The organism is Vibrio sp. ED002, assembly GCF_023277445.1.
Classification (GTDB): Bacteria; Pseudomonadota; Gammaproteobacteria; order Enterobacterales; family Vibrionaceae; genus Vibrio; species Vibrio jasicida.
Genome location: NZ_CP080238.1, coordinates 1,884,642 through 1,905,142, shown reverse-complemented (window position 1 = coordinate 1,905,142; position 20,501 = coordinate 1,884,642). Strand labels below are relative to the sequence as shown.

The 20,501-nt window shown below is 44.3% G+C and carries 17 protein-coding genes, 1 pseudogene and 1 other annotated feature; of the genes and pseudogenes, 14 read left to right on the top strand and 4 right to left on the bottom strand.

All coding sequences use genetic code 11. From position 1 onward, the window contains the following. Positions 1-187: 187 nt before the first annotated feature. The 4 genes from ITG12_RS08795 (at position 188) to ITG12_RS08780 (ending at position 5,960) form a co-directional block, all read left to right on the top strand. On the top strand, positions 188-1,132 hold the full coding sequence (locus tag ITG12_RS08795; RefSeq protein WP_038878188.1) for a TIGR01212 family radical SAM protein: 945 nt from the start codon (positions 188-190) through the stop codon (positions 1,130-1,132). A 50-nt stretch (positions 1,133-1,182) separates the two neighbouring features. After that, entirely contained in the window at positions 1,183-2,928 is a 1,746-nt protein-coding gene (locus tag ITG12_RS08790; RefSeq protein WP_038878184.1) for a diguanylate cyclase, read from the top strand. Positions 2,929-3,148: 220 nt separating this feature from the next. Further along, positions 3,149-5,509: an aerobic respiration two-component sensor histidine kinase ArcB gene (gene arcB / locus ITG12_RS08785; RefSeq protein ID WP_038878182.1), complete on the top strand. Its 2,361-nt coding sequence runs from the start codon at positions 3,149-3,151 to the stop codon at positions 5,507-5,509. Position 5,510: 1 nt separating this feature from the next. After that, the gene (locus ITG12_RS08780; protein WP_038866326.1) at positions 5,511-5,960 is read left to right on the top strand and encodes a hypothetical protein; all 450 of its coding nucleotides are present in this window, start codon (positions 5,511-5,513) and stop codon (positions 5,958-5,960) included. A gap of 69 nt (positions 5,961-6,029) precedes the next feature. Here ITG12_RS08780 and arcA read toward each other — a convergent pair whose 3' ends face one another. Further along, the gene (arcA, locus tag ITG12_RS08775; RefSeq protein WP_038866329.1) at positions 6,030-6,746 is read right to left on the bottom strand and encodes a two-component system response regulator ArcA; all 717 of its coding nucleotides are present in this window, start codon (positions 6,744-6,746) and stop codon (positions 6,030-6,032) included. Between the two features lie 361 nt (positions 6,747-7,107). Between arcA and ITG12_RS08770 the strand changes: the two genes are divergently transcribed. Then, positions 7,108-7,515, top strand: a complete 408-nt coding sequence (locus tag ITG12_RS08770) for a DUF3293 domain-containing protein (protein WP_038866331.1) — start codon at positions 7,108-7,110, stop codon at positions 7,513-7,515. Between the two features lie 53 nt (positions 7,516-7,568). After that, the gene (locus ITG12_RS08765; protein ID WP_038866333.1) at positions 7,569-8,051 is read left to right on the top strand and encodes a putative 4-hydroxy-4-methyl-2-oxoglutarate aldolase; all 483 of its coding nucleotides are present in this window, start codon (positions 7,569-7,571) and stop codon (positions 8,049-8,051) included. Here the strand turns inward: ITG12_RS08765 and ITG12_RS08760 are convergent. Further along, positions 8,048-8,518, bottom strand: a complete 471-nt coding sequence (locus tag ITG12_RS08760) for a hypothetical protein (RefSeq protein ID WP_038866336.1) — start codon at positions 8,516-8,518, stop codon at positions 8,048-8,050. The two genes, ITG12_RS08765 and ITG12_RS08760, sit on opposite strands and share 4 nt — an antisense overlap. A 440-nt stretch (positions 8,519-8,958) precedes the next feature. Continuing rightward, positions 8,959-9,078 (top strand) — a sequence feature (Thr leader region). Positions 9,079-9,131: 53 nt separating this feature from the next. Here ITG12_RS08760 and thrA point away from each other — a divergent pair. From thrA to ITG12_RS08735, 5 genes and pseudogenes are all read left to right on the top strand, one after another. Further along, positions 9,132-11,591 carry a bifunctional aspartate kinase/homoserine dehydrogenase I gene (thrA, locus tag ITG12_RS08755; protein ID WP_038878179.1) on the top strand — a complete coding sequence of 820 codons (2,460 nt, stop codon included), beginning with the start codon at positions 9,132-9,134 and terminating at the stop codon, positions 11,589-11,591. Positions 11,592-11,611: 20 nt separating this feature from the next. After that, positions 11,612-12,568, top strand: a complete 957-nt coding sequence (gene thrB, locus ITG12_RS08750; RefSeq protein ID WP_038878176.1) for a homoserine kinase — start codon at positions 11,612-11,614, stop codon at positions 12,566-12,568. Continuing rightward, a complete protein-coding gene (thrC, locus tag ITG12_RS08745; protein ID WP_038878173.1) occupies positions 12,565-13,845 on the top strand; it encodes a threonine synthase in 1,281 nt (426 codons plus the stop codon). The genes thrB and thrC overlap by 4 nt, the downstream gene beginning before the upstream one ends. Before the next feature lie 232 nt (positions 13,846-14,077). Further along, positions 14,078-15,317, top strand: a pseudogene (locus ITG12_RS08740) (IS256-like element ISVa19 family transposase). Between the two features lie 45 nt (positions 15,318-15,362). Further along, the gene (locus tag ITG12_RS08735) at positions 15,363-16,022 is read left to right on the top strand and encodes an NAD(P)H-dependent oxidoreductase (protein ID WP_038876219.1); all 660 of its coding nucleotides are present in this window, start codon (positions 15,363-15,365) and stop codon (positions 16,020-16,022) included. A gap of 111 nt (positions 16,023-16,133) precedes the next feature. On the opposite strand, the gene grcA is transcribed toward ITG12_RS08735, so the two are convergent. Continuing rightward, positions 16,134-16,511, bottom strand: coding sequence for an autonomous glycyl radical cofactor GrcA (grcA, locus tag ITG12_RS08730; protein WP_005434930.1), 378 nt, complete (start codon positions 16,509-16,511; stop codon positions 16,134-16,136). Between the two features lie 326 nt (positions 16,512-16,837). Between grcA and nfo the strand changes: the two genes are divergently transcribed. From nfo to ITG12_RS08715, 3 genes are all read left to right on the top strand, one after another. Further along, positions 16,838-17,725: a deoxyribonuclease IV gene (nfo, locus tag ITG12_RS08725; protein ID WP_038876220.1), complete on the top strand. Its 888-nt coding sequence runs from the start codon at positions 16,838-16,840 to the stop codon at positions 17,723-17,725. Between the two features lie 354 nt (positions 17,726-18,079). Continuing rightward, positions 18,080-18,760 (top strand): uracil-DNA glycosylase, encoded by a 681-nt coding sequence (ung, locus tag ITG12_RS08720; protein ID WP_038876221.1) that lies wholly within the window; start codon positions 18,080-18,082, stop codon positions 18,758-18,760. A gap of 142 nt (positions 18,761-18,902) precedes the next feature. Then, positions 18,903-19,454 (top strand): hemerythrin domain-containing protein, encoded by a 552-nt coding sequence (locus ITG12_RS08715; RefSeq protein WP_038876222.1) that lies wholly within the window; start codon positions 18,903-18,905, stop codon positions 19,452-19,454. A gap of 228 nt (positions 19,455-19,682) precedes the next feature. On the opposite strand, the gene ITG12_RS08710 is transcribed toward ITG12_RS08715, so the two are convergent. Beyond that, positions 19,683-19,868: a DUF3545 family protein gene (locus tag ITG12_RS08710; protein WP_038876223.1), complete on the bottom strand. Its 186-nt coding sequence runs from the start codon at positions 19,866-19,868 to the stop codon at positions 19,683-19,685. Positions 19,869-20,501: the final 633 nt, after the last annotated feature.

Below are 20,501 nucleotides of genomic sequence, written 5' to 3'. Positions count from 1 at the left end.
ATGCACTTTTTGTTTAACAATTGCGCAACATGGCTGCTTTTAGGTTGGTTTTATGCAGTTTTATTGATTTCAAACCATTATGCTCTTGTTTGAATTGACTAGAATTATTTGTTTTTTCTTGCAGGGATGTAATTTATTTACATAGATCGTAGTGAGATTTATTACGGTTTACGATTGGTGAGAATCTATGCAGTTACATGAGTTGGTCAACACACTAGGTCAAGACCTTCAGCGTCGTTACGGCGAAAAAGTCCATAAGCTGACTTTACATGGTGGCTTTAGCTGCCCAAACCGCGACGGCACCATTGGTCGAGGTGGTTGCACGTTTTGTAATGTCGCGTCCTTTGCGGATGAAGAAGTCCAGATCAAAAGCATTCATGATCAATTGAAAGATCGTGCGGGAGAGATCCATCGTGCGAAAAAGTACCTTGCTTACTTCCAAGCCTATACCAGCACATACGCGGAAGTGCAGGTATTGAAAAATATGTATGAAGAAGCTCTCAAGGCCGCTGACATCGTGGGGTTGTGTGTAGGCACTCGTCCAGATTGTGTTCCTGATGCCGTATTGGATCTGTTGTCGGATTATGTCAATCAAGGTTATGAGATCTGGTTGGAATTGGGCCTTCAAACTGCCAAGAACGACACACTTAAGCGAATCAACCGAGGTCACGATTTTGAGTGCTATGCTGATATCACCAAGCGCGCTCGTGCGCTAGGTATCAAAGTATGTACTCATCTTATTGTTGGCTTACCAAAAGAAACACGCAGCGATAACATTGAAACACTGCGTAAAGTCCTTGAAGTAGGCACTGATGGCATCAAGTTGCATGGCTTGCATATTGTTGATGGTAGCACGATGGCAAAGGCATGGCGTGCTGGAAAACTAGAAGCTCCAGAATTGGAAGAGTATGTAGCGATTGCCAGTGAAATGATCCGTATGACCCCTAAAGAGGTGATTTATCATCGTGTCTCTTCGGCTGCACGTCGCCCAACATTGCTCTCCCCGTTGTGGTGTGAAAATCGTTGGCTAGCGATGACAGAGATAGGAAGAGCTTTGGATCGCGAGGGGGCTCAGGGCAGTTTGAATGGTGACCCTTTCATCTATAGTAAGCCAGAATTAAAGGCAGATTGATCGATTAATAACTGGTATATTTTTCCCGATTTGCATTAAAGGTCGGAAAAATGGATCAGTTACTCGATTGGTTATGGGATGGGTGGGGCAACTACGAATTTGTAGTCCTGCTCTTTTTCGTGTTTGCCGTTGCCGTTACATTAATTTATTTACGTTTTCAAACCGCTTTAAAGTACGTTGTTACTGATTCTCCTTATCCTGTGCTTGTGGTTGATGCTAACCATGGGCAGCTTCTGTTATCTAACCATCCCGCGATGCAACTATTGGCTATTCGTCCTTTAGGTTCTGGTTTTCTTTATCCGGCTTCATTTAATTTAGATGAACTTGTCGTATTGCTTGATAGCTTTTCAAACCGACAATTTAGCCAGCAAATTTTTGACTGGCGTTTATCCGATGGTGAAAGCATCAAAGTTGAGTTATCTGGTCGAAAGAGCTTACTGCGTAGGCAAAGAGTATGGATTCTGTATGCTCAAAGTCATCAAATGACCCAGAAAGATCAGCAACAAGAACTGGCCCAACTAAACATTGCTCGTTCTGCCTTGGACTCGTTGTCTGAATTGATTTGTTTGCAAGATCAAAAAGGTAAAGTACTGACCACTAACCGCGCGTTTGATCAATTTTGGCAAGGTCGAGAAAACGAAGCATGCACTTCAAAATCCAGTTCGATGTCTGCTAGAAAAAGTGACCGTCGTTGGACAACGGATCCTCAAGGACGCAGTTGTTTGCTAGAAGTGAATCAGAATTCACTAGTGTCTCAAACTGGGGAAATGATAGGGACGCTGTCAATTAGCCATGATGTAACTGAATGGCATAAGATGCAGCAAAACTTACGTGATGAAATGGAGCGTCGTAAAGATACGGAAGTGGCTCTGGCTCAACGTGACACCATTCTTCAGACCATTTTGGACGCCAGTCCAGATTCGATCGGTATCTTCAATGAAAACATGGTGTATCAAGCGTGTAATAAGCCGTTTGTTAATGCTTTAGGGATTCCAGATGTTTCAGACCTAATTGGAAAGCGTCTACAAGATGTGATCCCTGAAGATATTTACATCCGCCTAGAAGCCAGTGATCTTCAGGCTTTACAGCAAACTCACCCCGTGCGTTATATCGACAAAGTGACCAGTACCGACGGTTATTACACATGGTTTGATGTGGTGAAGTCACCCTTTAAAGATAAAGCTTCTGGTACCAATGGTGTGCTGATCATGGCTCGCGATATTTCTGAACGTTATCTTGCGGAGCAGAAACTGGAAGAAGCCAACTTGGAGTTGGAGAAACTCAGTTTCTTAGACAGCCTAACTCAAGTCGCAAACCGACGCCGATTTGACGAGCAACTCGATACGCTTTGGTACCATCATGTTCGAGAGAAGCTACCTCTGTGTATCATGCTATGTGATATCGACTTCTTTAAGCGCTATAACGACTGCTACGGCCATCAACAAGGTGATGAGGCGCTGATTAAAGTGGCATCGGTATTCCAGCAGGTGGTCAGTCGCTCTTCTGATTGTGTCGCTCGTTATGGTGGTGAGGAGTTCGCTTTCATCTTGCCAAATACCACGACGGAAGGGGCTCAAAAAGTCGCTCTGCGGATACATGAACGCATTCATGACCTCGGCATCGAACATTGCTGTTCAGAAGCTTTTGCTCAATTGACAGTCAGTATCGGCTTTGTCTCTTACATTCCTCAGCACGGCGATGAACCTGAAATGGGGGTCGCGATGGCAGACAGTGCACTCTACCAAGCGAAGGCCGATGGTCGTGATCGAACCAGTGTTCATCCAAGTTCTTGCTAACGCTTTGTGACCGCTTGCTCTAAGTTGAGAGTAGGCGGTTTTAATCACCGTATTAAACACGTTAAACTGCCCATACATGGTGTGAGGTGTCTGCTAGCCCTGAAGCTTCGCTGGTTCGCCAATGTGTATTGCCAAACTTAAAACAGCTCGAAATATCTTCACTGTTTTAACTTCTCTAACTGTCAGGGTTCGATATCTAGCTTGTTCCATGGAGTAGTGAATGAAGCCCATGAAAAACCTCGCCCAGTACTATGTTGACCTATTGGTTAAGCTGGGGATTGTCCGTTTCTCTATATTGCTGGCCTTAGCGCTGGTGGCACTGGCTGTTGTGGTGCAAGTTGGTATTACGCTCGCCTTGAAAGGGAACGTCGACGATATTGATATTGTTCGTTCTGTTTTCTTTGGTCTGCTTATTACCCCTTGGGCGGTGTATTTTCTTTCCGTTGTTGTTGATCAGCTAGAAGAATCTCGTCAACGATTGACCAAACTAGTCTCTAAGCTGAAAGACATGCGCTCGCGTGACCAAGAACTGAACTTCCAATTGCAGCAGAACATTGAAAAGCTCAATCAAGAAATTGAAGAGCGCATTAAAGCGGAAGAAGCGCGCGAAGAAGCCATGCAAGATTTGGAGAACGAAGTATTCCAACGTGAACGCACTCAGTTAGAGCTTGCCGAGCGTACCGCACTTTTACGCTCTTTCATTGATGCATCTCCAGACTTGATTTACTACCGTAACGCCGATGGTGTCTTCTCTGGTTGTAACCGAGCAATGGAAGAACTCACTGGTAAGAAAGAGCATCAATTGGTGGGCCTAAGCCCATGGGATGTTTACAGCAAAGAAGTGGCCGAGCACATCGTTGATACCGACCAAAAAGTCTTTGCAGATAATCAGGCCATCACTTATGAGCAATGGCTTGAATATCCAGATGGTCGCAAACACTACTTCGAATTGCGCAAAGTACCTTTCTACAGTAAAGATGGCCGTCACCTTGGTCTAGTTGGCTTTGGACGAGATATTACCGAACGTAAACGCCATGAAGAATCGTTAGAAAAAGCCAGCCGTGACAAGACCACCTTTATCTCCACCATCAGTCATGAACTGCGCACGCCATTGAATGGCATCGTTGGTTTGAGCCGAATGTTGCTCGATAGTCAGTTAACGCAAGAGCAGCGTAAGCACATGCAAACTATTAACGTCAGTGCCATTACATTGGGCAACATCTTCAACGACATTATCGATATGGATAAATTCGACCGTCGTAAATTGGAACTGCTGCCTGCACCATTGAACTTTGAGGATTTTGTAGCAGAGATTGAAAGCATCTCTGCTCTGATGGCGGAGCAGAAAGGGTTGCGTTTCGACCTTGAACGCTTGAGCGCATTACCAAAAGCGATTGAAGTGGATGCGACCCGCTTGCGTCAGGTTATCTGGAACTTGGTTAGCAACGCAATGAAGTTCACCAAAGAAGGTGGCGTCGTCATGACAGTCAGCGCAGATGTCGAAGACGACTACGCGACCATCATCATGGAAGTAGAAGACACTGGCATTGGTATTCCTGAAGAAGAGCTGGATAAGATTTTTGCGATGTACTACCAAGTGAAGTCAGGCAAAGACAACCTTCATGCGGTTGGTACCGGCATTGGTTTGGCGGTTTCTAAGCAGCTTATCAACATGATGGATGGCGATATTACTGTTGCGAGTGAAGAGGGCTTCGGTAGTACCTTTACCGTTTCAATTCACGTTCCGATTGTTGAATTGGAAGAGCCTGTTATCGATGCTCAGCGAGATAAAGTGCATCTAAATATCTTTATGGTAGAAGATATCGAACTGAACATTACTGTTGCTAAGTCACTGCTTGAAAGCTTGGGACATACCGTCACTGTAGCCATGACAGGTGAAGAAGCGCTGGTGAACTTTGTACCAGACGAATATGACTTAGCATTGCTGGATATACAACTACCAGACATGACAGGTTTTGATGTGGCTAAGTACTACCGTGAGCATTACGACCACTTGCCGCCATTAGTAGCACTAACGGCGAATGTGATGAAAGATCGTCGTGAATACTTAGACAACGGTATGGACGATGCAATCAGCAAACCACTTGCGGTACAAGCGATGCAATCAGTGATTGATAAGTTCTTCGTTAATCGTATTGATAACCAAGAAGAAGAGGTTGTTGAGCCTGAGCTCGTTGAGGATGTTACACCGACCCCATCGCCCGTCATCAATACCCATTTACTTGATTTGGATATGCTAGAGTCATACGTGGATATCGTGGGTGTGAAACCTGTTTATGACAGTATCAAGATGTTCGAAGACATGATGCCAGACTACATTCAGATTTTAGACTCGAACATGATGGCGAAAGACCAAGATGGTATTGTTTCAGAGGCGCATAAGATCAAAGGCGCCGCGGGTTCTATTGGTCTTAAACACATCCAAAGTGTTGCACAGAAGGCACAATCTCCGGATATGCCTGCTTGGTGGGAAAATATCTCGGACTGGGTCGAAGAAATAAAAAATGAATATCAAAATGACATTCAAGTCTTAAAAAGTTGGTTGGAACAGAGGAAATAACATGAAGAAGTTTGCATCGGCAGCACTGGCAATCGCATTACTTGCTGGTTGTAGTTCTGCTCCTCAAGTGGGTTGGCAAGAAGACAGCCAAATCACCATGAATAAAGTGAATGTTGAGCTGAAAAGCAACTTGTGGGTAAACCTAATGCCAACCATTGGTGAGGTTCAAGAGCAAAACGTACATGGTGCGTTGTACTTGAAATCAGACAAGGAACTACCAGCCAACTTGACCGTGGATTCATTGATCATCAAACAAGGCGATTCTGAATGGCAAATTGATGGTGACTTGCTTGAGTTACGTACTCATAGTGAGAACCAGTGGGAAGTCGCCTTTGTTTGGCAAATTGAAGCGGATATGGAAAAGTCAGTCGACTTAGCTTTGTTATTAGATGATGCTGGTAAGAAAGGCTGGTTGGTTGAGAAACACATTAAGATCGATAAAGTATACTGATATTGCGTTTTCTCAGATAAAAAAAGGGCTTGCTCATGGAGCAAGCCCTTATTGTTTGTGTTGAAGCGATTAGTCTTCTAGATCGCCACAGAAGCGGTAACCTTCACCGTGAATCGTCGCGATGATTTCAGGAGTACCTGATACAGATTCAAAGTGCTTACGAATGCGACGGATAGTCACGTCAACAGTACGGTCGTGTGGCTTAAGCTCACGGCCCGTCATCTTCTTAAGAAGATCAGCACGAGTTTGAATCTTGCCTGGGTTCTCACAGAAATGCAGAAGTGCACGGAACTCAGAACGAGGCAGTTTGTAGCCATCGCCAGCTGGGCTCACAAGAGAGCGGCTGTTGATGTCTAGCACCCAACCGTTGAACTCATATTTTTCTACCGAGCGCTTCTCTTCTTGTACTGCGTTAGTGCTCATTGAGCGGCTTAGCAGGTTACGTGCGCGGATAGTCAGTTCACGTGGGTTGAATGGTTTAGTGATGTAGTCATCAGCACCGATCTCAAGACCTAGGATCTTGTCTACTTCATTGTCACGACCAGTTAGGAACATCAGTGCGATGTTCGCTTGCTCGCGAAGTTCACGTGCTAAAAGGAGACCATTCTTGCCTGGAAGATTAATGTCCATGATAACCAAGTTGATTGAATTTTCAGACAACACTTGGTGCATCTCTTCACCGTCACTGGCTTCAAAAACAGCGTATCCCTCTGCTTCAAAAATACTCTTAAGAGTGTTACGAGTTACTTGCTCATCTTCTACGATAAGAATCTGCGGGGTTTGCATTGGCGGTACCTAAATTTGTGACAAAATTGTGCTAATAGAATAAATTCTAGGCAAAAATATAACATACAGGTAATGTGATTTTGATAATAAATCAAGTTGATCAAAAAAACACTTCTTTCAGTTATCCGCCTTCCTTGGAATTTTGCCAACTCACCAGTATCCGATGGCGACGTTTATTCTATAGGGCTTGTTTACCTTTCATTTCCTAGCCTTCGCGGGGCCTGAAACGTAAACACCCTAAGATATGGAGCGGATTTTATATTGTTAACAGCATGCTAACAATGCTCAAATGTTAATTCCATTCAGTTTGTTGATTTACATCAATTGATGAAATGTAACCGTTATTAATCGTTTAAGAGTTATGATAGAAAAAAGTAATACGAACATAGACGCATCGTTATGGAATGCTTATTCAGAATCTTTCTTTCGTTTTCATACTGATTGGTGTTCTTCAAGTTACGCAGTGATAACCGCTTGGAACCCTTACAGTAATTTGCGGTCAAAAGAGATGAATTGCATAAGTAATCATGAACTCGAAAAGCAATTAAACCACGTTAAACACGTGCCTGTCACGGTTGGTGATCAGGCATTCGAATGGTTTGAAGAAAGTTACGCAGCAGAACTCACGCCAGAAGCGGCGATAGTGCTGGCAAAAGATTTCCAACAGAATGCGATTTACTACGTCATTGATGACGAGCTTTACCTGATAGCGTGTTCAGAGCCAGAGATTTTGCACAAGCTTGGTTCGATGAAATCCAGACTGGTATAGAAGGATACTACTCACTGGAGTTTTGCTCGGGTGAGACATTTCACGGAGGAACTATGAGAGACATAACACCAGATATTTGTGACCAATTTGAAGAACAAGTTACGTTACTGAGTCTGCCATTGCAGAATTTTGGTCAACGTACCGCGTTTCATGGAGAGATAGTCACAGTGCGTTGCTACCATGATAATTCAAAAGTTCGCGAGGTACTGAGCGATAATGGTACTGGCAAAGTACTAATTGTTGACGGACACGGCTCTTGTCAAAAAGCCTTGCTAGGCGATCAATTAGCGATTCTTGGGATCGAAAATGGTTGGGAAGGCATCATAGTGTACGGAGCGATTCGCGATGTAGCTCAGATTTCTCAAATGGACATTGGTGTTCAAGCCCTAGGCACATGTCCGTTTAAAACAGAAAAGCGTGATGTCGGAGAAGTGAATGTTACGCTGACAATGCAGAACCAAATTGTTCAACCTAAGCATTACGTGTATGCGGATTGGAATGGCGTATTGATCTCTAAAGAGGCGTTGGATTTTTAAAAGCGGAAACCAAGTCCGACTTCAAAGCCTTGTTGCCAATCTTGATAATCTAAAGTGGCGTGAAGATCTAAGTTTTCGGTGATTTTTACGCGGCTTGAAACTTCGGCAGCGAGGCTACTGTCTTCTTCACGAATACCTTCGGTCGTTTCCGCTTTATAAGAGCGAACTGTACTTTTAACGGTGACGCGATCATTTAAGTGATAACTGATCCCACTCAAAAAGCCACTTTGGTTTTGCGTTGGTGAATTATTTACACGCGCACCTACGTAAAGATCAACCGAGTCAAACAGCTCATACGCGTAACCGCCATCAATATTCCAAACGTCAAAGCTCTCGGTATGGTAGTTTTCACTAGAAATGAAAAGCTTGTGTGGGGAAGCTGTGGTTTTTCCTGGGAGAGGTGGCAACTCATTTGCAGCACAAATGCTAGGCACAACAAACAGTAACAGAAAAATCCATTTTTTCATGTTGACCACTCCTTGTGTCGAACTTTGTTATTAGTATGTGCTTAAAGCTTCTCAATATTAAAGCATAGAATATGAAAGTCAGCTCACTTATTTTCTACTTAATTCAATCCTATGAACCTTGATCACAGTTAACTTGTTGTTAATTAGTATTCATGAGGATCGATGTTTTGATCATATGTAGATAGAAGAGGATCAAGTGTCATCACCGCTATTTGCTTCTATATCAAACAGACCGTTGTAGAGAGAGAAAAAGTTCAATTGACTATGATAATTCGCAACCCTTTGTAATTACATTGAAATATCAAAGACATTGCGTAGCAGAAATCACTACAAGACCGGAAAATAGACAATTTTTTGTTGACTCTGTACCGGAAACTCGGTAAACGTAGAGTTAAGCAAACACACAATTATCGTTGAATATTTATTTATGCCATCAAATAGCCTAGTAGTAATGACCACAACCATTATTATTACCAACACGACCAATGTTGGGGCAGGCTGCTGAGCGAAAGAAATTCACAAAAAAGGCCTGTATCCAACAAGATACAGGCCTTTTTTTATGCTTTTTTAAATGAAATTTAGACAGAATTAAGAAGATACATCGGAGGAAGGGATGCGAGTATTGAAGTTTGGCGGCTCATCATTAGCAGATGCAGATCGCTTTTTAAGAGCAGCGGATATCATTGCCAATAACGCTCAACAGGAAGACGTTGCAGTTGTGCTTTCTGCACCGGGTAAAACGACCAATAAGCTTGTTGCGGTGATCGAAGGCGCACTTCGAAACGGTGAAGCAGAGCTTCAAATCAATGAGCTAGAAGCGTCGTTTAAAACGCTATTTTCCGAAATCCAAGCGGTTGTTCCAAATGTGGATGGCACGGCTTTCGATAACCAAGTTAAAACCTCACTTTCTCAATTACGTCAATTTGTTCACGGCATTAATCTTCTTGGTATGTGTCCAAACAACGTCAACGCACGCATTATCAGCAAAGGCGAGCGTGTGTCGATTCAACTGATGAAAGCGGTACTAGAAGCAAAAGGCCAACCTGCGCATCTTATCGATCCGGTTGAGTACCTATACGCGAAAGGCGATCATCTAGAAGCGATGGTTGATGTTGAAGTCTCTACGCAGAACTTCCGCCAAAACCCGCTTCCAGAAGGCCATGTCAGCATCATGCCGGGCTTTACAGCTGGTAATGAAAAAGGTGAATTGGTAACTCTGGGTCGTAATGGTTCTGATTACTCCGCAGCGGTACTGGCCGCATGTTTGCGTGCAGACTGCTGTGAAATTTGGACTGATGTAGATGGCGTTTACAACTGTGACCCTCGCCTAGTTGAAGATGCACGCCTACTCAAGTCGCTCAGCTACCAAGAAGCGATGGAGCTTTCTTACTTCGGTGCTTCCGTTCTGCATCCAAAAACCATCGCACCAATTGCACAATTTCATATCCCATGCCTGATCAAAAACAGCTTTAATCCACAAGGTGCGGGTACATTGATTGGCCAAGATACTGGCGAAGATAATCTAGATATCAAAGGCATCACGACGCTAAATGATCTAACGATGGTTAACGTGTCTGGCCCAGGTATGAAGGGCATGGTAGGCATGGCAAGCCGTGTCTTTGGTGCGATGTCATCAGCGGGCGTGTCTATCGTACTTATCACACAATCTTCTTCTGAGTACAGCATCAGCTTCTGTATTGAAGCGCAAGATAAAGCCAAAGCACAGCAAGTGTTGGCTGACGCATTTGAGTTGGAACTAAAAGACGGTTTACTTGAACCAGTCGAGTTCATCGACGATGTGTCTATTGTGACGTTGGTTGGTGATGGTATGCGTACTTCTCGCGGTGTCGCTTCTCGCTTCTTCTCATCTCTTGCTGAAGTGAATGTAAACATCGTGGCAATCGCACAGGGCTCATCTGAGCGTGCTATCTCTGCCGTGATTCCTGAAGACAAAATCTCTGAAGCAATCAAAGCGTGTCACGAGAACCTATTCAACTCTAAGCACTTCCTAGACGTATTCGTTGTTGGTATTGGTGGCGTTGGTGGTGAGCTGGTGGATCAGATCGAACGTCAACAGGCGAAGCTTGCAGAGAAAGGCATCGTGATTCGCGTGTGTGGTTTGGCAAACAGCAAAGGTCTTCTGCTTGATAGTGAAGGTCTTCCTCTAGAGCATTGGCGTGACCGTATGTCTGCTTCAACTGAAGAATTCAGCCTAGCGCGTCTGATTTCATTGGTTCAACGTAATCACATCATCAACCCTGTGTTAGTTGACTGTACGTCCAGCGAAGCCATTGCGAATCAGTATGCAGACTTCTTAGCTGCAGGTTTCCACGTCGTAACACCAAACAAAAAAGCTAACACGGCAAGCATGGCGTACTACCATCAACTTCGCGATGTAGCGCGCAGCTCTCGTCGTAAATTGATGTACGAAACAACCGTAGGCGCAGGTCTACCGGTAATCGAAAACCTACAAAACCTAATCTCAGCGGGTGATGAGCTAGAGCGCTTCAGCGGTATTCTTTCTGGCTCTCTGTCATACATCTTCGGTAAGTTAGATGAAGGCATGAGCCTGAGTGAAGCGACAAACATCGCGAAACAAAACGGCTTTACGGAACCGGATCCTCGTGACGATCTATCGGGTATGGATGTGGCACGTAAGCTACTTATCCTTGCTCGTGAAGCTGGCATGTCTTTAGAACTGGAAGATGTCGTTGTTGACCAAGCGTTACCACCGGGCTTTGATGATTCAGGCAGTGTTGATGAATTCATGGAGCGTCTGCCAGAAGCGGATACGTACTTTAAAGAGCTGTCAGCTAAAGCGGCAGAAGAAGGCAAAGTACTGCGCTACGTGGGGGAAATCGTTGACGGTAAATGCACGGTAAGTATTGCTGCAGTCGATGAAAACGACCCGATGTTTAAGATTAAAGATGGTGAAAACGCACTGGCCTTCTATAGCCGCTACTACCAACCAATTCCACTGGTATTGCGTGGTTACGGTGCTGGTACTGAAGTGACCGCAGCGGGCGTATTCTCTGATGTGATGCGTACTTTAGGTTGGAAGTTAGGGGTATAACGGCAATGAGTTCAAGTGATATGGATGTTGTGGTTTATGCCCCAGCATCAATTGGTAATGTAAGCGTTGGTTTCGACGTTCTGGGGGCGGCGGTGTCCCCAGTTGATGGCACTCTTTTGGGCGACCGAGTATTGGTAAAGTCAGGAGCTGAGCCATTCAGCCTAAAAACATCCGGTGACTTCGTTGAAAAGTTGCCTACCGAGCCAAAAGAGAACATTGTTTACGATTGTTGGATAGTGTTTGCTCGTGAGCTAGACAAAAAAGGCGTCGAGCTAAAACCACTTGAGATGACGCTAGAAAAGAACATGCCAATTGGCTCTGGTTTAGGCTCAAGTGCATGCTCTATCGTTGCGGCATTAGATGCATTGAACCGATTCCATGGACAGCCACTTAACGAGACAGAGTTACTGGCACTGATGGGAGAAATGGAAGGCAAGATCTCTGGTGGTATTCACTACGATAACGTCGCACCATGTTACCTTGGCGGTGTGCAGTTGATGCTTGAAGAGTTGGGTATCATTAGTCAAGAAGTGCCTTGCTTTGATGATTGGTATTGGGTGATGGCATATCCGGGCATCAAAGTGTCCACTGCAGAAGCGCGTGAGATCCTACCATCTCAATACCGTCGACAAGATATCATTGCCCATGGTCGCCACCTTGCAGGCTTTATCCATGCGTGTCATTCTGGTCAGCCAGAACTTGCTGCAAAAATGATCAAAGACGTGATCGCAGAACCGTATCGTGAGAAACTGCTTCCGGGTTTTGCGAATGCACGTCAATACGCAGCGTCTGCGGGTGCATTGGCTACCGGTATTTCTGGCAGTGGGCCGACACTGTTCAGTATTTGCAAAGAGAAAGATGTCGCTGAGCGAGTTGCTCGCTGGTTAGAACAGAACTACGTACAAAACGAAGAAGGATTCGTCCACGTTTGTCGTCTAGATAAGCAGGGTTCGAAAGTAACAGGAAGTGAGCTATGAAGCTTTACAATATAAAAGAAAATGATGAACAAGTTTCCTTTGGCCAAGCCGTTCGCCAAGGGTTAGGTCGTAATCAAGGCCTATTTTTCCCATCGGAATTACCAAAATTTGAAGATATCGATGCGCTGCTTGCAGAAGACTTTGTCTCTCGTAGCACTAAGATTCTATCAGCGTTAATTGGCGATGAACTTGCAGAAGAGCAAGTGAATGCTCTTGTTGATGCTGCATTCCAATTCCCTGCGCCTATCAATCAAGTAAAAGACGGTGTTTATGCACTGGAGCTGTTCCATGGTCCAACGCTTGCGTTTAAAGACTTTGGTGGTCGCTTTATGGCGCAATCTCTTGCTGCGGTTTCGGATGGCGGCAAGATCACTATCCTAACGGCAACTTCTGGCGATACTGGCGCAGCCGTTGCGCATGCTTTCTACGGTATGGAAGACATCAACGTTGTGATTCTTTACCCGAAAGGCAAGATCAGTCCACTGCAAGAGAAGCTATTCTGTACGCTTGGTAAGAACATCCATACTGTCGCGATCGATGGAGACTTCGATGCGTGTCAGGCACTGGTTAAGCAAGCTTTTGATGATTCTGCACTGCGTGAAGAGATCGGTCTGAACTCTGCAAACTCAATCAACATCAGCCGTTTGATGGCGCAAATCTGTTACTACTTTGAAGCCGCTGCGCAAATGAGCAAACAAGAGCGTGAAAACCTAGTCGTGTCTGTACCAAGCGGTAACTTTGGTAACCTAACTGCTGGTCTACTGGCAAAAGCGCTGGGTCTGCCTATCAAACGCTTTATCGCTGCAACTAATGCCAATGACACTGTACCGCGCTACCTAGAAACAGGTAAGTGGGAGCCAAAACCAACAGTCGCAACAACATCGAACGCGATGGACGTGAGCCAACCAAACAACTGGCCTCGTATTGAAGAGCTGTGCCGCGTCAAAGAGTGGGGCTTGGAGACGCTAGGTAAAGGTGCAGTATCTGATGAGCAAAGCGCACAGTCAGTAAAAGATTTATACGCCATGGATTACCTGTGTGAACCGCACGGTGCGATTGCTTACCGCGTTCTTGAAGAACAATTGCAAGACGGTGAAACAGGTCTGTTCCTATGTACTGCTCACCCTGCGAAGTTCAAAGAAGTGGTGGATGATATTCTAGAATCAGATATCGACCTTCCTGCGCCACTAGCGAAGCACGCTGTGATGGAGCTGCTATCGGAAGATCTCGACGCTGACTTTGACGCACTGAAGCAAGTACTGCGCCGCGTGCAGTAAGCTTCAAAAATACAGTCAGTATCAAAAACACAAATAACGAGAGGTGAATGAGCAATCATTCACCTTTTTTATTGCCGGTAAGTTTTAACTCTCTTTATGATTGAGAAACGAACTTAACTAAATGAGATGGAAAGGAGCTATGCTGATTTCTGGTGTATGGAAGAGAAAGGAAGTTGCGGTGTAATCTGTTGATGCAGTTCTCCCCAGAACGATTAACAGAAAGGTACACCGCATGACTGATAATACTGTTGTTTCACTGAATACACCACAAGACCCACTTACTGAACTGATACGTCAAGGGGCTAGAGATTTGATTGCACAAGCTGTTGAAGCTGAGCTTCAACAGTTACTTGCACAACACCAGAATGTTATGGTTGACGGCAAGCAAGCTATCGTTCGCAACGGTTTCTTACCTGAGCGAACCTTGCAAACCGGTGTCGGTGATGTCGAAGTGCAAATTCCTAAGGTAAGAGATCGCTCAGGGCATGGCGTCAAATTTAATAGCAACTTGATACCACCGTATCTCAAGCGAACAAAGAGCGTTGCAACACTGCTCCCGTTACTCTATCTCAAGGGAATATCTACGGGCGATATGCTGCCTGCTCTGGAGTCTCTGCTTGGTAAGGATGCGAAAGGCCTGTCAGCCAACAGCATCTGTCGCCTCAAAGAGCGCTGGTATGCGGAGTACGAACAGTGGCGTAAGCGTGACCTCGGTAGGCGCCGCTATGTTTACATTTGGGCTGACGGTGTTTACTGTCACGTTAGGATGGACGATAAGCTCTGCTTACTCGTCATCATTGGTGTCGATGACACTGGACGCAAAGAAGTCCTTGGCGTTCTGGATGGTCATAGAGAGTCAGAAGCAAGTTGGACGGAACTCATTGAGCAGCTACGAGCGCAGGGATTACAGTTAGCACCGAAGCTCGCCATCGGAGATGGCGCGCTTGGCTTCTGGAAAGCGGTTGCTAAGTGCTGGCCTCAAACGACTCAGCAACGATGCTGGGTACATAAGACGGCGAATGTGCTTAACAAGGTGCCCAAAAGCGTACAACCACGAATGAAGGAAGCACTGCAAGATATCTGGATGGCAGAGACTAGAGATGATGCTTATCACGCCTTCTCAACCTTCCAGAAGCGCTTCGAAGCCAAGTATCCAAAGGCAACCGACTGCTTGGTGAAAGATAAAGCTGAAATGCTGGCGTTCTACGATTACCCAGCAGAGCACTGGGTTCATATCAGGACAACCAACCCAATAGAATCGATGTTCGCCACAGTACGTTTACGCACGAACCAAGACGAAGAACTGTGGAAACAGAAAGACTACGTTGATGATGGCCTACAAGTTAATGCGCAGTGCAGAGACGAAGTGGCGTCGTCTACGAGGTTTTGCACTCCTAGCGGATGTTGTGAAAGATGTTCGCTTCATCAATGGAGTGAAAGAAATGGAGACTCATCAACAAGCTACTGCATGATCTTCCATACACCACATTTGACAATAGCTCGATGGAAAGAGAAGCATGCATTTTTTGATTTTTCTTGGTTCAGTGAGAGACAGCACGCCACCACGACCAGCCCGTTTAGGAATGCGAGTCAGTAGAGCGTGTGAGAAACTCATCGTGAGTCAGCATTCGCAACATACGGTCGAAATCATTGACCCATTGAACTACGACTTTGGCGATGTGTTTAAGCCCGAGTTTGCTTATCACCGTTCTAAAGTGCCAGAGCACCTAAGTGAGCTGGCAGACAAAATCAAACAGGCCGATGGGTATGTGATGGTTAGCCCGGAATATAACCATTCGATGAGTCCAGCTTTGGCAAACATGCTTAATCATTTTGGCAGTTCGCTGTTTTCCTATAAGCCAAGTGCTATCGTGACCTACTCTGCAGGGCAATGGGGTGGAGCTCGTGCTGCAGTGTCGATGCGTACTTTCTTATCAGAGCTGGGATGCTTGCCTGTGTCGGCAATGATCCACATCCCGAAAGCACAAGAGGTGTTTGATGAACAGGGTGTGGTTGCGGATGAATCGGATCAGGCGCAGTGGGACAGTTATATGAATCGCACTATGCATCAATTGATTTGGTGGGCAGAAGGGGCATTACAGCAAAGAGAGAAGCTTGATCCAACCTCGTTGGCACAAGCATTTAAGAGCGATCCTTCTCAAAGAAACGCCCCATAGAGTCTAGCTGCTTTCCACTACCGGAAGGGATTAGAAGGATCCAGAAACAAAAAAAGCTTGGTCATTGCTGACCAAGCTTTTTAAATTCTAACAAGCTAGTTTACTGAGAGATTATAGAGACTCAGTAAAAGTACGAGCGATTACGTCACGTTGCTGTTCTGGAGTTAGCGAGTTGAAACGTACTGCGTAACCAGAAACACGGATAGTTAGCTGTGGGTAGTTCTCTGGGTGTGCAACTGCGTCTTCTAGAGTTTCACGCTTAAGAACGTTCACGTTTAGGTGTTGACCACCTTCGATGCGAGGAGCAGTTTCGATTGCTACTTCACGGCTTTCGTATTCACCTAGGTCGCTGATTGCGATAACTTGGTCTGCTTCGTAAGTTGATGCTGCAGCAACACAACGCGCTTCGTTCTTCTCGCTATCTAGTAGCCAGATTGAGTTTAGTAGTTCGTCGTTAGCTGCTTTAGTAATTTGGATACCTTGGATCATCACTATCTCCTAGACCACTTACGTGGTGATTATTGGTGTTAATTTTCGAATTTTTGTCGAGCTAAGTATTATATAGCCAATATCCATTATTTTAATATTGATTTAAGTCAAAAAACAACCAAAAACCTTAATTTTTTGAAGGTGATTTTCTTGAGTTAAATCAATAAAACGTTTGAAAACATACTATTTACAATTTATTTGATAATATAAAAAATATTTAAAAGTTAATTTTGTTGTAAATTTACTACAAAATAAGTTCAAAACTTAACCTTGTTTACGCAACTGCCTGTATTTAGGTAGCCATACTGAAAGTCTAAAGTGATTAAATGACAAACATGAAAAACAAGTTTGGAAACAAATTTATTGGTGCTCACGTATCTGCGGCTGGAGGGGTTGATCAAGCGCCTCTTCGTGCTCGTGAAATTGGTGCGAATGCGTTTGCTCTGTTTACTAAGAACCAACGCCAATGGGTTGCAAAACCACTCGAAGAAAAAACCATTAGTGCGTTCAAAGCAAACTGCAAAATGCTTGGTTTCGGCGCTGAACACATTCTTCCCCATGACTCTTATCTGATTAACTTGGGTGCTCCAGAAGAAGAAAAGCTGAATAAATCCCGCGCGGCATTTATTGATGAGATGGAGCGTTGCAATCAATTAGGTTTAACGTTGCTAAACTTCCACCCTGGTAGCCACTTAAAGAAAGTGTCGGAACAAGAGTGTTTGGCGACGATCGCCGAGTCGATCAACCTGGCGCACAAAGCAGTGCCGAATGTGATCGCTGTGATTGAGAACACGGCAGGTCAGGGCACTAACTTAGGTTGGAAGTTTGAGCATTTGGCTGAAATCATCGATCAAGTGGAAGACAAAGAACGTGTTGGCGTATGTCTCGATACTTGCCACACGTTTACCGCAGGTTACGATCTGCGTACTAAAGAGGATTGTAAGCATACCTTTGCTGAGTTCGACCGTATCGTTGGTATGCACTATTTAAGAGCAATGCATCTAAATGATTCAAAAGTCGAATTCGCTAGCAAGGTTGACCGTCACCACTCATTAGGCAAAGGTGAGATCGGCTGGAGCTGTTTTGAGTACATCGCTAAAGATCCACGTTTTGATGGTATCCCTCTGATTTTAGAAACAATTGACCCAGATATTTGGCAGCAAGAAATCAACACCTTACGCCAATTCCACATTGAAGAAATGGTTAATTCCTAACGGGATGGCAAAGTTGGCATCCTTCTTTCTTAGCTAAAACCATTGAGCGGTTATGCGCTTGTTTTAAACGCCTGAACTCAACGTTGTAGTTAGGCGAAGCTAGTTAGGAGGATGACAATATGTCTCGACCAGTTTCTTTTATCCCGGCGACACACTCTCGACGAGTGTTGCGTTTACCCACCCCAAATCGCCATATCACCGGACAGGGGCATTTTCGAACGCCGCAACGACATTAGCGAGGGCTCTCGTTAATGTCATGATTTTTTGAAAAGCCATCTCAAGCTGATAGTAAGTTTTTGTTTGTTTGGACTTCGCTCGGTAGAATAAAGGAAAACCCTAGGACAGGAATTTTCCATGAATCAGTTACCGACTTGGCACGATGTGATCGGCGAAGAGAAACAACAGAGCTACTTTGTAGATACCCTGAATTTTGTTGAAGCAGAACGCGCCTCAGGCAAAGCGATTTATCCGCCAACCAAAGATGTGTTTAATGCGTTTCGCTTTACTGAATTCAATGATGTGAAAGTCGTGATTTTAGGGCAGGATCCCTATCATGGACCGAACCAAGCACACGGTTTGTGTTTCTCTGTGCTGCCAGGCATTAAAACTCCGCCATCTTTGGTGAACATGTACAAAGAGTTAGCGCAAGATATCGAAGGCTTCCAAATTCCGCAGCACGGTTTTTTACAAAGCTGGGCCGAACAAGGTGTGTTGTTACTCAATACAGTATTGACAGTAGAGCAGGGTAAAGCACATTCACACTCTAAAACCGGTTGGGAGACCTTTACTGACCGTGTGATTGAATCGATCAACCAGCATCAGCAAGGTGTGGTGTTCTTACTGTGGGGAGCACATGCGCAGAAGAAAGGTCGTTTCATTGACCGTAGCAAGCATCATGTGTTGGCCGCTCCACATCCATCGCCATTATCTGCTCACCGCGGTTTCTTTGGCAGTAAACCATTTTCACAAGCGAACCAGATCCTGCTTCAGCAAGGTAAAGAAGCCATCAATTGGCATTTGCCTTTAACGGTGTAAATCTCACTTTTCCCTTATATAAAGAGGTAATTCTCAGTACAGCGATCGTGACACAACGATCGTTGTTTTTTTGAACATCGTCGAATCAGATATTAGGTTTCTCATATACACTTATAGAAAGTAGGTGTTAAGGAGAGACGCTATGATGATCGAAAGAATTCGACGAGAACACGGCTATATGGTCCGTTTACTGGCGATATTGCGCCATAAATTAAATGAGATTAAACAAGAGAATGCCATCAATTATGCGTTGGTGAGCGAAATCGTAGATTACCTCTCTAACCATTCTGAAAAAATCCACCACCCTAAAGAAGACATTCTCTACCATTACTTCCTAAAACAGTACGGTCAGCAGAAGACAATTGAGAACTTAGAGCTTGAGCATCAAGTGTTGGCGAGCAAAACCAAAGAGTTCTCACTGTTGATAGAGATGATCTTGCAGGATGCGGTTGTCCCTCAAGAAATGTTCATTAATCAGTTAGAAGACTTTATTGTGACGCAAAAACGCCACCTTGAGTTGGAAGAGCGCCAGGTACTGCCTCTTATTGAAGAACTGTTTACCTCGGACGATTGGCAATATGTAGAAAGCCTATGGCATCAGAGTGAAGATGATCCATTATTTGGTAGTACTATTGCAGATCGCTATAAACAATTGGCTGAACGAGTGCGTCAGAACGATGTTGAGTTCGTTTAAAGCGAATTATGACAAGGTAAACGATTGCTTTAGCGCGGTTTATTTTACGTTTTCTTATTTGATGAGAATTAAGGGTAAATTGGATTCTTACAAATAGGGCAGAATTTTGAGGTGAATTCTCAATCAATAAGAATGGGTGTTATAGGACGAAATTCAACGCAAAAACACCCATCAAATTCATAGGTCTATAAATGACAAAAGGCACCCACGAGGTGCCTTTTGTCTAAATTATAGTTTGATATCTTCTAGAGAGATGTCGTTACAGACATCCAGTTCACGCAGTTCCTTTAGCAAATTACGTCGATCGTTCATTTCTTCTATTTCTCGCCACTTACGCTTCAATGGTTTCGCACGAGATTTTGATGTTGAGGTAGTATCCAGACCAAATAGGTCATCGAGTTGAAAGCCTTCCATAAGCCACCTTTACCTTTCTATATCTAAACTGTTGTAACCAGTCCTTGTGGAGCTTTTTAAGTACCACAATAGACGTGAGGATAACCATGATATATTTCGCATTTGTGTCGGTAACATGACATTTTCGCGCAAAAATACTCACAGAATCACATTTTGCATGTGGACGGAGTGCGCAAAAAATAAGCGAACGAACTCACGGAAACGATTAAATGAAGAGATTTGGTATGTTAATTCGAGCGACAGATTTTACTTAAATTTTGAATACTAAGGTTGCATAGCATCGCTTTGATGAAAATGTATCCAATCGTAACAGAGTGAGGTCATTAAAATTTGTCAGATACCTTGTGGTTGCTAGCCTCGCTAAAAATAAATGGGATGGTGTTTTGTTAACGATTGCGGGGCTATTTATGTTGAGTTTTGATAAACGCAATGTTGCTGTTTGTGAGCGATAAGTTTTCATTTTATGTTAATCAATAGTGACTTTATAGTGAAAAATAACAAGCTTATTTTACTGGTTGCATATTGATTTTTGCTTGTCGAGGCTGCATTATCCGCCCGTCAAAAAATACGCTGGTACGTAAAATGGATGCATGAAGCGACGTTTACGATTCTAGATTGCGAAATAAACATTAT

What these genes read in the sequence shown, in the direction of transcription:
- ITG12_RS08760 (WP_038866336.1), bottom strand. Translation starts at nt 8,518, where the DNA reads ATGAAAAAATGGATTTTTCTGTTACTGTTTGTTGTGCCTAGCATTTGT.
- thrB (WP_038878176.1), top strand. Translation starts at nt 11,612, where the DNA reads ATGGATGTTGTGGTTTATGCCCCAGCATCAATTGGTAATGTAAGCGTT.
- ITG12_RS08765 (WP_038866333.1), top strand. Translation starts at nt 7,569, where the DNA reads ATGAGAGACATAACACCAGATATTTGTGACCAATTTGAAGAACAAGTT.
- ITG12_RS08710 (WP_038876223.1), bottom strand. Translation starts at nt 19,868, where the DNA reads ATGGAAGGCTTTCAACTCGATGACCTATTTGGTCTGGATACTACCTCA.
- grcA (WP_005434930.1), bottom strand. Translation starts at nt 16,511, where the DNA reads ATGATCCAAGGTATCCAAATTACTAAAGCAGCTAACGACGAACTACTA.
- ITG12_RS08715 (WP_038876222.1), top strand. Translation starts at nt 18,903, where the DNA reads ATGATGATCGAAAGAATTCGACGAGAACACGGCTATATGGTCCGTTTA.
- ITG12_RS08770 (WP_038866331.1), top strand. Translation starts at nt 7,108, where the DNA reads ATGATAGAAAAAAGTAATACGAACATAGACGCATCGTTATGGAATGCT.
- ITG12_RS08735 (WP_038876219.1), top strand. Translation starts at nt 15,363, where the DNA reads ATGCATTTTTTGATTTTTCTTGGTTCAGTGAGAGACAGCACGCCACCA.
- ITG12_RS08790 (WP_038878184.1), top strand. Translation starts at nt 1,183, where the DNA reads ATGGATCAGTTACTCGATTGGTTATGGGATGGGTGGGGCAACTACGAA.
- arcA (WP_038866329.1), bottom strand. Translation starts at nt 6,746, where the DNA reads ATGCAAACCCCGCAGATTCTTATCGTAGAAGATGAGCAAGTAACTCGT.
- ITG12_RS08795 (WP_038878188.1), top strand. Translation starts at nt 188, where the DNA reads ATGCAGTTACATGAGTTGGTCAACACACTAGGTCAAGACCTTCAGCGT.
- arcB (WP_038878182.1), top strand. Translation starts at nt 3,149, where the DNA reads ATGAAGCCCATGAAAAACCTCGCCCAGTACTATGTTGACCTATTGGTT.
- ITG12_RS08780 (WP_038866326.1), top strand. Translation starts at nt 5,511, where the DNA reads ATGAAGAAGTTTGCATCGGCAGCACTGGCAATCGCATTACTTGCTGGT.
- ung (WP_038876221.1), top strand. Translation starts at nt 18,080, where the DNA reads ATGAATCAGTTACCGACTTGGCACGATGTGATCGGCGAAGAGAAACAA.
- nfo (WP_038876220.1), top strand. Translation starts at nt 16,838, where the DNA reads ATGACAAACATGAAAAACAAGTTTGGAAACAAATTTATTGGTGCTCAC.
- thrA (WP_038878179.1), top strand. Translation starts at nt 9,132, where the DNA reads ATGCGAGTATTGAAGTTTGGCGGCTCATCATTAGCAGATGCAGATCGC.
- thrC (WP_038878173.1), top strand. Translation starts at nt 12,565, where the DNA reads ATGAAGCTTTACAATATAAAAGAAAATGATGAACAAGTTTCCTTTGGC.